9 protein-coding genes are annotated in these 11,226 nt (G+C 39.9%); 3 read left to right on the plus strand and 6 right to left on the minus strand.

What is annotated here, in order from left to right:
- Window positions 1–75: 75 nt before the first annotated feature.
- Window positions 76–2,271: a glutamine synthetase III gene (locus ASE55_RS11275; protein ID WP_056219387.1), complete on the minus strand. Its 2,196-nt coding sequence runs from the start codon at window positions 2,269–2,271 to the stop codon at window positions 76–78.
- Window positions 2,272–2,560: 289 nt separating this feature from the next.
- Here ASE55_RS11275 and ASE55_RS11280 point away from each other — a divergent pair, with 289 nt between their 5' ends.
- Window positions 2,561–4,246 (plus strand): DUF6909 family protein, encoded by a 1,686-nt coding sequence (locus ASE55_RS11280; RefSeq protein ID WP_056219389.1) that lies wholly within the window; start codon window positions 2,561–2,563, stop codon window positions 4,244–4,246.
- Window positions 4,247–4,484: 238 nt separating this feature from the next.
- The gene (locus ASE55_RS11285; protein ID WP_056219393.1) at window positions 4,485–6,329 is read left to right on the plus strand and encodes a M1 family metallopeptidase; all 1,845 of its coding nucleotides are present in this window, start codon (window positions 4,485–4,487) and stop codon (window positions 6,327–6,329) included.
- Window positions 6,330–6,415: 86 nt separating this feature from the next.
- On the opposite strand, the gene ASE55_RS11290 is transcribed toward ASE55_RS11285, so the two are convergent.
- On the minus strand, window positions 6,416–7,252 hold the full coding sequence (locus ASE55_RS11290) for a M23 family metallopeptidase (protein WP_082474498.1): 837 nt from the start codon (window positions 7,250–7,252) through the stop codon (window positions 6,416–6,418).
- Window positions 7,253–7,651: 399 nt separating this feature from the next.
- On the opposite strand from ASE55_RS11290, the gene ASE55_RS11295 reads away from it, so the two are divergent.
- On the plus strand, window positions 7,652–8,410 hold the full coding sequence (locus ASE55_RS11295) for a type III pantothenate kinase (protein WP_056219396.1): 759 nt from the start codon (window positions 7,652–7,654) through the stop codon (window positions 8,408–8,410).
- 39 nt (window positions 8,411–8,449) lie between these two features.
- Here ASE55_RS11295 and ASE55_RS11300 read toward each other — a convergent pair whose 3' ends face one another.
- The 4 genes from ASE55_RS11300 to ASE55_RS11315 all read right to left on the minus strand — a co-directional run bounded on the left by ASE55_RS11300 (window position 8,450) and on the right by ASE55_RS11315 (window position 11,172).
- Complete coding sequence (locus ASE55_RS11300; RefSeq protein ID WP_056219398.1) at window positions 8,450–8,884, minus strand: nucleoside deaminase; 435 nt, start codon at window positions 8,882–8,884, stop codon at window positions 8,450–8,452.
- Complete coding sequence (locus ASE55_RS11305; protein WP_238585042.1) at window positions 8,884–9,507, minus strand: hypothetical protein; 624 nt, start codon at window positions 9,505–9,507, stop codon at window positions 8,884–8,886. The genes ASE55_RS11300 and ASE55_RS11305 overlap by 1 nt, the downstream gene beginning before the upstream one ends.
- Before the next feature lie 52 nt (window positions 9,508–9,559).
- Window positions 9,560–10,480, minus strand: coding sequence for a helix-turn-helix transcriptional regulator (locus ASE55_RS11310; protein WP_056219401.1), 921 nt, complete (start codon window positions 10,478–10,480; stop codon window positions 9,560–9,562).
- A 452-nt stretch (window positions 10,481–10,932) separates the two neighbouring features.
- On the minus strand, window positions 10,933–11,172 hold the full coding sequence (locus ASE55_RS11315; protein ID WP_056219404.1) for a hypothetical protein: 240 nt from the start codon (window positions 11,170–11,172) through the stop codon (window positions 10,933–10,935).
- Window positions 11,173–11,226: the final 54 nt, after the last annotated feature.

The following is an 11,226-nucleotide window of genomic DNA, read 5'->3' on the forward strand; positions in this document are numbered from 1 at the left end:
AATTTTCAGCCTGTTGATAAAATAAAAACTCCCCGGAAATCCGGAGAGCTTCATTAATATGGAACTTTACAAATGTTACTTTGTAAATAACATTTCTCTGTATTTGGTCATTGGCCAAAGCTCATCATCTACCATCATCTCCAGGTTGTCTGAAGCTTCACGGATGATATCAAATAAAGGCTTCACCTTGTTGCAGTAATCTTCGGCCTGCTTCTGGCTTTCAGTTACGGCTTTTGCCTCTTCTCTGGCTTTAATAAGATCTTCAACACCTAATTTAATCTTGGAAACATTTTCAGAGATATGAGTGATCAGGCTCATCTGCTCTTTTGCCAGGGATCTGAATTCTTCATCCCCGAAGATTTCCTTAAGGCCTTTTACGTTTTCAATTAATCTGTTCTGATACTTTAAAGCGGAAGGAATAATGTGGTTTCTCGCGATATCACTTAATACCCTTGCTTCAATATCAATTACCGTAGAATATTTTTCCAGTTTGATTTCGTTTCTGGCTTCAACTTCCCTGTGGTTGAAGATTCCTATTTCTTCGTAAAGGTCAAGGAACTTCTGATCCATCTCCTGTTTCAGTGCTTCAGGAGTAGTTTTCCAGTTGTTTAGACCTCTTTTTTCAGCTTCTACAGCCCAGTCATCAGAATATCCGTCACCTTCAAACATAATATTTTTACACTGCTTGATGTATTCTCTCAGTACATTGAAGATGGCTTCGTCTTTTTTCAGTCCTTTTTCAATTAAAGCATCCACTTCTTTCTTGAAGTCATTTAACTGTTTTGCCGCAATGGTATTCATTACCGTCATGGATTCTGCGCAGTTTGCAGAAGAACCTACTGCTCTGATCTCAAATTTATTTCCGGTAAAGGCAAAAGGAGATGTTCTGTTCCTGTCGGTATTGTCTAATAAAATTTCAGGGATTTTCCCGACAACATTTAATTTTAAATCTGTTTTTTCATCCGGAGAAAGTTTTCCTTCTGTTACTTTTTCCAGTTCTTCCAGTACTCTGAACAGCTGGCTTCCGATAAACACGGAAATAATGGCCGGCGGTGCTTCGTTGGCTCCCAGTCTGTGATCATTGCTTGCAGAGGCAATGCTTGCTCTTAAAAGATCGGCATATTCATGAACCGCTTTAATCGTATTTACGAAGAACGTCAGGAACTGCAGGTTTTTCTTAGGGTTTCTTCCTGGGCTTAAAAGGTTTTCGCCGGTGTCAGTTGCCAGAGACCAGTTGTTGTGCTTTCCGCTTCCGTTTACGCCTGCGAATGGTTTTTCATGGAATAAGATATGGAAATGGTGTCTGTGGGCAATTCTTGCCATGACGTCCATCAACAAGGAGTTGTGGTCTACGGCAACGTTTACTTCCTCAAACATCGGAGCCAGCTCAAATTGATTCGGGGCTACCTCATTATGTCTGGTCGTTACAGGAATCCCCAGTTTCATACATTCAATTTCCAGCTCTTTCATAAAGTTCATTACCCTTGTAGGGATAGAACCGAAATAGTGGTCATCCAGCTGCTGTCCTTTTGCAGGAGAGTGTCCCAATAAAGTTTTACCGGTTAACACAAGGTCCGGGCGGGACTGAAACAATGCTGAATCAACCAGGAAATATTCCTGCTCCCAGCCTAAAGTAGGCGTTACTTTCGTTACATTCTTGTCAAAATACTGCATTACGTTGGTTGCAGCTTCGTCTACAGCGTTCAAAGCTCTTAAAAGAGGGGCTTTATAATCTAGTGTTTCTCCTGTATAAGAAATAAAGATAGAAGGGATACATAAAGTAGTTCCCATAATGAATGCCGGGGAAGTAGGATCCCATGCGGTATATCCTCTGGCCTCAAAAGTGTTTCTGATTCCTCCGTTCGGGAAAGAAGAGGCATCCGGCTCCTGCTGGATCAATAAGTTCCCGCTGAATCTTTCGATGGCTCTGCCTCCTTCAATAGGCGTAAAGAAAGAATCATGCTTTTCTGCAGTGCTTCCTGTCAATGGCTGGAACCAGTGGGTATAGTGGGTTACCCCTTTGCTCATGGCCCAGTCCTTCATCGCAACCGCTACCTGGTCTGCAATATGTCTCTGGATCTTGCTGCCTTTTTTCATCGCATCCAGAATAGACTGGAATGCTTCTTTTGTTAAATATTCTCTCATGGTTTCTTCTGAGAAAACATTCTGGCAGAACAGTTCTGACAATTTCACAGGAACCTCAACCGAGTTATCTCTTCTGAAGTCCTTAAATGGTAAAGTTTCTAACGCTTTGAATCTTAAAGTTGACATATTGGGTTATTTTTACGGGGCAAATTTACAAAAAAAACATATTAAAAATATTTTTACCCTGAAATTTATAGGGGTAATTTCAATTTTAACTAAATTTTAATTTAAAGTTAAGGGTTTGTAGAATGATTATTGCGGAAAATACAGAGTCTGGCTTTTTGTTATGGTGAGAATTGAAGTTTATTAACAACGTTATACTTTTTGAGGAAAAGAGCGTCAGGTAAATCATTTATTAAAAGATGCTTAAAATAAATTGGATGGAGATTTTGTATATTTGTGTGAAATTTATTGTATGACAAATTCTAGAGCAAGAGAAACAACGGAAGCAATTGAAAGATTGTATATTTCTATGAGACACCTCTTTTACAGAGGTTTTTTTAAACCTGCCGGTGTTTCAGGGGAGAGTATCAGAAGTTTGTTGAAAATCATCAATCCGGAAATTTACGGTACGATGAGCATTCCCAGTAAGCTGGAGCTGGACGGCCTGATGTATGTTTTAGACAGGCTTCCGGAAGGCATTGAAGAGTGCGCTTTTATTCATCTTACCTCAGATGAAGGGTTTGACAAAGGAAGTTTCGAACCTATTGTCCCTAAAAAGAGAAGAAGGAACTGCTACAGGATCGATGAGCACCAGATGAATATTGAAGTTCTTTTAGGGCGTTCCGAAATCTATGATATCCTTACCCACTTAACGTTTTTGTTTATAGAAGCCGATAAAATCAGGAACCTGGCTTTCATTCAGGACGAAAACTGGAAACCGACCCGTGCTTTTAAGATTATTGAAGAAGTGGTGAAAGGCGAAAAGAAATTCAGCAGAAGGGAAAAGGAAGTCGCTCTGATCCATCTGTCTTCTTTAATAGGAAGAACATTTGATGAAACACTGAGGGCTTATAATACATTCGGCGACGATGATAATCCTGACCGTCTATTTAAAATTATCTATAACCTGGCAAAAGTAAGCCTGGAAGATGCCAAACAGACCCGGGAACGGGAAATTCATTTCAGTGCTATATTAAAGGAAAGGGTAGGGCATCATTATTTCGGTGAAAAGTGGGCCAATAAGGTAAAGGAAGTCCTGTATGAAAATGACCTTCACATGCGTCCGCTGCATATTATTTCAGCGAATATGCATTCTGTGAAAAACATGCTGTATGCCAATAATGCCTTAAAGAAAAAGGATCCGAAGGAAGTGGATTATAAACTCTACGGTGATATTTCCGATAAAAAGGAGCTCCGTGATAAAGTTTCCAAGTTTGCCGTTGAGGAAGGAATGGTTTATATTAATGATAAGAGCGGAAGTAATATTGATGTCCAGATCATTGATTTAAGCAAAACCAACCTAAAGCATACACCTTTCGGACATCTGAACTATGACGGGGATGATGTGATTATGGTTTTTGATTATGCTTTCGGTGAGCAGGCTTTTGAGGTGATGGATGAGCTTTTAAGGCCTTTCGAACAGAAAGGTGAGGTGTATATGATGAAAGTAAAATCGGTCTCCATTATGGGGAAAGCCGGGATTCTGGAAGGCGGAAAAGGAGATATTATGATTCCTACTTCCCATATCTTTGAAGGAACGGCAGATAATTATCCTTTTGAAAATGCCCTGAAGCTGGAAGATTTTAAAGATGATGAATTACAGGCGTTTGAAGGCCCGATGATTACCGTATTGGGGACATCCCTTCAGAACAGGGACATCCTGTCTTATTTTATGAACACTTCATGGAAGGCCATCGGACTTGAAATGGAAGGTGCGCATTATCAGAAAGCGATTCAGGTGGCGTCTAAAATCAGGCATCACATTACACCGGATCTGTTTGTCTGCTACGCCTATTATGCCTCGGATAACCCGCTGGAAACAGGAAGTACGCTTTCTTCAGGAGGATTAGGCCTGACCGGTGTGAAACCAACGTATCTGATTACCCTGAGAATTCTTGAAAAGATCTTACGAAGCAGTAAAAAGGAACTTTTTTCTTAAATAATTATCCTTTTAAATTATATATAACCTCAGATGTTCTGCATTTGAGGTTTTTATTTTTATCCACAGATTTCACAAATGATCTTATAAAATGTCTGTATTAATCTTTGAAACTATTATAAATTTTTAACAAACTCTATTGATGTTCATCTAAAATTAAATCAGATAAAAACCTCAGCGTACCTCATGTCCGGGGTTTTTATTTTAAATACTTATCTTTAGAAAAAATAAATTTTAAATGAAAAAATCGGTTGCCATCCTTTTTGCGTTGATCGTTTCTCAGTTTCAGGCACAGCAAGGCCCTTATTATCAGCAGGCTGCGAAATACAAAATGGATATTGACGTTAATACAGAAAAATTTACGTACCAGGGAAGTCAGACTTTAACCTATACCAATAATTCACCGGACGAACTTAATGTCGTGTATTTTCATCTGTACTGGAATGCTTTTAAGCCGAATTCCATGATGGACCAGCGGGTAGCAGGCCAGGGAAAAAACGGAGATTCAAGATTGCAGAAAGACGGCATTTCAAGGCTGGCCTCGATTCCTAAAAATGAAGAAGGCGCACAGAATATCCACTGGATCAAGCAGAACGGCAAAACGCTGAAGTTTGAGATTCAGGAAACCGTGATGAAAGTTTATCTTGCAGAGCCGGTTAAGCCGAATTCAACCACCACTTTCACCATGGACTGGGACGCGGTAATTCCTCAGCAGATCAGACGGAGCGGAAGGAACAACCGGGAAGGTGTTGATATGACCATGACACAGTGGTATCCTAAAATTGCGGAGTACGATTATGACGGATGGGCAACTTTCGATTATATCGGAAGGGAATTCCATGCCCCGTTTGCAGATTTTGATGTGAACATTACCATCAGCAAAGATTATGTGATCGGAGCCGGAGGGATCCTCGAAAACCCTGCAGAAGTAAAAGGATATGATACCAATGTAAAAATAAAAACAGGGAAAGATAACAAATCTACATGGAGATGGACTGCTAAAAATATGCTGGATTTCGCTTGGGCTGCCGATAAAGATTATGTCGTGAAAAGTTTTGATGTCCCGCAAGGCCCGAAAGTATTTTTCGTGTATCAGGATAATGATAAAACCAAAGTCTGGGAACAGGCTCAGCCTTATGTGACTAAATATTTCCAACTGATGAACAGCCGCTTCGGAAAATATGTTTATCCGACCTATGCTTTCATTCAGGGTGGTGACGGCGGAATGGAGTACGGAATGTGCACCATGATTTTAGGGGAAGCCAAAAATATTGAAGGATTGATGGGATTGATGGCCCACGAAGGTGCCCACTCATGGTATCAGCAGATGCTGGCCACCAATGAGCCGATGCGTCCGTGGATGGATGAAGGATTTACCAGTTATGCAGAAGGCTATGTGATGAATCAGCTGTTTCCTCCGAAACAGCCGCTTCCGAATCCGTTTGTGAATTCAGTCAATGCATACCGGAATTTTATTAAAAAAGGGATTGAGGAGCCTGCAGTCTGGCTGGGAGACCATCATGACAACGGGACTTCCTATACCTATGCGTCCTATGTGAAAGGAGAACTATACCTGGTGCAGTTAGGCTATATTATGGGCGAGCAGAATTTAGCGGAGACCTTGAAACAGTATTATGACCAGTGGGTTTTAAAGCATCCTTCAGACCGTGATTTTCTTCACATTGCCCAGAAAGTTTCAGGGATGGATCTGAAATGGTTTCATCATTACTGGATCAATACCACCAAAACCATTGACTACGGCATTAAGGATGTGAAATATGATGCAAAATCAACAACAGTAACTCTGGTAAATAACGGCCAGGTTCCGATGCCGGTTGATTTCAGTGTTGTTACGAAAGATAACAAAGTGGTTACCTACCAGATTCCGATGAACATGACGCATACGTGGAAAGAAAAAGACATCTACGGTGAATTCAAAACAATGCCGTATTGGCCATGGACGCAGAAAGAATATTCGATAACGGTTCCTTATACAAAAGCCCAGCTGGCGGCTTTAGGGATTGATATCAGTCAGCGAATAGCCGATGTAAATCTTGATGATAATGTAGTTGAGATAAAATAAAACCAGTCATAAAACTTAAAATCCTGAAGAAATTTTCTTCAGGATTTTTTATTAAACATCAGTATAATAAAATCTTTTCTGTTGGATTAATACGGTTTCAGATACGCTTTCTTTTCAGACAGGTATTCAGATTTTGTACCGTTTTCTGTCATGAAAAGAGTCTTCAGGGTCTTCTTCTGCTTGGGTTGGGAAGGATCCGGCAGGGCACATACAAAATGCAGGTGAGGTCCGTTGGTCCAGCCGGTATTTCCGCTCAGGGCAATAACATCACCTTTATTTACAGTATCCCCGGCTTTTACTTTAACGCCGTTCTGTTTTAAATGGAAATACTGTGCAATCGTTCCGTCAGAATGCATTATAGATACATAGTTAGCAAGATTAGCACAGCTTATGGTTGGACATCCTGTATTGTTACTCTGCACTACATCAATTACTTTCCCTTCTCTTGCGGCTGTTATTTCCGTTCCTTCCGGCATGGTAAAATCCAGCGAATTTTCATTCTGATGCGAGAACTTACCATTGTAGCCCTGATATAGCATAAATGATTTTCCTTTCTGATAGGGGAGGTCATAGAGGTAGTCGGCATCGTAGACTTTTATCTTAGCGTCTCCGGCTAAAGTATAATAGTTAGGCATTTTTTTAATTTTCCAGCCCTTCTTTCTGTCGGTTACCAAAAAGGCGGCCACCCGGTTTTTCTTTGATAAAGGCGGCAGTACTTTTACCGTTTCAAATTTCATTTGCATCCGCAGATTCTCCAGTTCAGGCTGCCCGGTAAAAGAAAGAGTGACCGGGTAGATTTCAATATTATCAGCGTAATAGGAAACAGTATCTTTGTTTATTTCCGTATATAATCTCGCGGGTTTCTGGGAAAAGGCAATCACTGACTGCATTATGAGAAGTAAGATAAGTACTTTTTTTATCATTATCTATTATTTAATTTGAAGCTGTTTTACCATCCAGTGACCGGAATGGTTTGTAACCAAATCATTTTTCAGGGCTTCCTCTGGGCATAAAACTCATCCAATAAGTTGTAGATGGTCTGTCGCTGCCTTCAATCTCTGCATCTTTTTTATTTTCCCCAAAGACTTCTTTGGCCACTGCTACTGTGTGTGCAAATGAATGGATACACAAGAGAAATAATGAGAGTATGACCCGTTTTTTCATGAAAATAGTTTGGGGATAAATGTAATTATTTGTTTTTTATGTTCTGAAGTTTTAATAAATAAAGGTTATTTTGCTTAAACAAAAATAACAGAATTTCAGAAAGAAAAGAATCATTAATTTTACATAGAATAAATACTCTTTCATTGAAACTTAAATAAATGAATTCAATCGTAATCAATATCGGCAACAGCAATATCCGGTTCGGGCTTTTTAATGAAGACAACTGTGATATATCATGGGTGGTGAATACAAAGCCGTACCGGACGCCGGATGAACTGTATGTCCAGATGTCCATGCTGTACCAGACCTATAAAATTGAGCCTAAGGAAATTTCAAAAGTGATTATCGGTTCGGTTGTTCCTCAGCTTACCAAGGTGATGAATGCCGCCATCAAAAAGATTCATGATCTGGATCCCGTGATTGTAGACCGGAATACTCCTTCAGGCGTTGTGGCAAAATCCAAACAGATGGGAACAGATATTTACGCCAATCTGGTCGCTGCCCATAACCTCTATCCCGACAGAAAGAACATCGTACTGGATTTTGGTACGGCACTTACGGCAAGCTGTGTAGCCGAAGACGGTGAAACATTAGGCGTAATTATCGCTCCGGGAATTATCACGGCTTTAAATTCCCTGATCAGCCAGACGGCCCAGCTTCCGGGAATCGAACTGGTAAAACCGAAAACTGTATTGGGATTGGATACCGTCAGCTGTATGCAGAGCGGAATGGTGTACGGCTTTTTAGGAATGGTAGAAGGTTTTATTGACAGGATTAATGAGGAAGTAAAGGATGATTGTTTTGTTGTGGCCACAGGCGGAGTTTCCCATGTATACAAGCCTTTGACTAATAAAATCCATGTGATGGACAGGCTTCATACGTTGAAAGGACTGTACTTTTTAGGAAAGGATATATAGTAAATGTAAAGCTGGGGTATAAGAAATCTCAACCTGGTTTTACCGCCGTTTCGACTGAAAGAATTCCCTGACAATGGAAGCGCATTCGTGTTCCATAATGCCGGTTACGATTTCCGTTTTCGGATGGAGGGTAAGGTGTTTATTGATAAATCCACGCTGTTCGTCCCTTGCTCCTATGACCACTCTTGAGATCTGCGACCAGGAAAGGGCTCCGGAACACATGACACAGGGTTCCAGTGTTACATATAATGTGCAGTTTTTAAGGTATTTTCCGCCTAAAAAGTTGGCAGCGGAAGTGATGGCCTGCATTTCTGCATGGGCAGTAACATCATTAAGTGTTTCGGTAAGGTTATGCGCTCTTGCAATAACGCGGTTATTGGAAACAATCACACATCCGATCGGGACCTCATCTTTTTCAAAAGCGATTGTGGCTTCATTAAAAGCCATCTTCATAAAATATTCGTCGGTAAACATTAGTCGAAAGTCATGGTTAAGGGAAGCTTAAAACGGTATCTTACGTTATTGCCTTTAAAAACAGCCGGAGCAAACTTTTCAGAAATGGAATAGAGTGCGATTTCAGCCTGCCTGTTGAAAGTGAAATTGGTTCCCTGTGCCTGGACGTCGCTAATGGTTCCGTCTTTTTCTACAATAAAAGCAACATTGGCTTTTACGGTTTTTTCATCCGCGTAGACGCCGTCTATATAAAATAGATTGGCCACTTCCTGCCTCAGTGCATTGATGCCTCCGGGATAATCCGCAGATTTTTCTGTTGTGGAGATCAGGTCCGGGTGATTGCCTGAGATCATGCCTCTGGTCTGAATTTTCCTGAGATCTTCCAGGTTTTTTACTTTCAGCAAAGCTCCGATCAGTGCCACATTTTCTATACTGTCCATTTTCTTCATGAAAAATACAAAGTCGCCTTTTATGGCATCCTTGGACAGGATATTGGTCTCGGCATCATACTTTTTCTTAAACTCATTATTAAGAAGCTGGCGGTGGTGGTTATAATAATTCTTTACATTCCTGAACTCCTCCGCCTGCTGCGAGAAGCAAAGGGATGAAATCATACAGAAAAGACAGAAAAAAAGAGGCTTCACTTTGATATATTTATGTAAATGTAATTAAATATTCTGAGATGTGATCACCTTCTCAGCTTTTCAGGTAGCTGTTCAGCGACTCCTGAAGGTGGTTGCGGATATCTTCTACCAAGTGTTCCGGTTCAAGGACCTGAACTTCTTTTCCGTAAGACAGGATCTCCTGCATAAAATCGTAGGTTGGGTGAAGAAAAAATTCAAAGAAAATTTCTTCCGGGGTTTCCCTGATCTCTTTCTGCGACTGGTGGAGCGGGAAGCTTTTGATATATTCTCCCTGATGGCGGCTGCATTTAATCATGATTTTCTGAGGGTTTTGTTCCGCTAAATTCATTACGCCGAAGGCATTTTTAAAATGTTCCCTGAAATTGTATTTGTATTTTTCACGGAAACGGCTTTTTGTAACGTCCAGATAATTGATGCGGTCCAGTCCGAAGGATTTCAGCATTTTATCTTTCGTATCAATGGCAATCAGGTACCAGCGGTCTTTGGATTCTTTCAGGGCCAGCGGATGCACTTTCCGTGACGTCATCAGCTTGTTTTTATAATTGTAATGCTCAAAGGAAACGATCCTTTTGTTACGGATGGCAAAGAAAAGGTCATAAAAATGCTCGACACCGGTGGGTTTTCTGCTTTCAAAAAAGATAAAATCTGCAAAATCCGGATGCACATTCAGCGCGTTGCTTACCTGAAAAGACTCCAGTAATTTCTGGTTATACTCATCCACTTCCATGATCGGGCGGCTTTCGATGTAATAACGGTTGTCTCCTTTCTTTTTGTTGTGAATGGACAGGTTGAAAAGATTTGAAATCTCCCGGATATCCCTTTGCAGGGTACGGATCGAGTAGCCCTTGATTCCTGCGTCCTGGAATTCGAACGAGTTGAGTAGGTAGTCCTCCAGCTGAGAATAGGTAGCTGGGGAACTTTCCAGTCTCTTGATGATCAGGGCATATCTTGTCAGGTAAAAATCTTTTTTCATCCGGGTATATTTTATGGCAGCTCTGCTGCGTTAATTTGGATCGAATGAAACGCAAAGCGTTTCATGATTAAAGTTTCTACCACAAAGATATATGCTTAATGCGACAAAACGTGTCGTGTTTTATTTTTTATTGAATTTTTGCAATTTAAAATTAATAATTTTATACTTTTAAATTGTACTGTTTTTAGGGGAGTTTACACATACAATTATGCTTTAGGGTGTCATGTTCATATAACAGTAGAAATTCCCCTGTCTTTCTTTGGCATCTGCTTCTTTAGCTTTTTGTTCGCATCCAACCTGATCTGTTCTTCTTGAAAATTTTTGTAAGCTTCTTCGTATGCTTTAATGATAATTCTTACCATGCTTATTCGGCATAAAAAAACGCCACCTTTTACAGGTGGCGGTAGCTTTGTTTATCTGCTCCGAGGGAAGTTATTCATAAAATTTAATTTCTATTTCGATATTGCTAAATAACTAAACTTACCATTGATGAAGCAAAATTCTAAAATACCATATTTTTCTTTTTGTTTTAATACAATTTTGAAAAATTTCTCATTTAAAGCTGTTTCATTATTTTTTTTATATTCAGAATAAGAATTTTTATATACTTTACTTAAATTTTCTACTTTCAATTTTTTTGTTAATCTAAGTTTTTTCAATATTAAAGATACCTTTTTATTTAATGAGGTCATTTAAACTTTTCTATAAAAAAGGCTTGCTTATTTTTGTGTTGCGAGACATAAAAA

The organism is Chryseobacterium sp. Leaf201, from assembly GCF_001421435.1.
GTDB lineage: Bacteria > Bacteroidota > Bacteroidia > Flavobacteriales > Weeksellaceae > Chryseobacterium.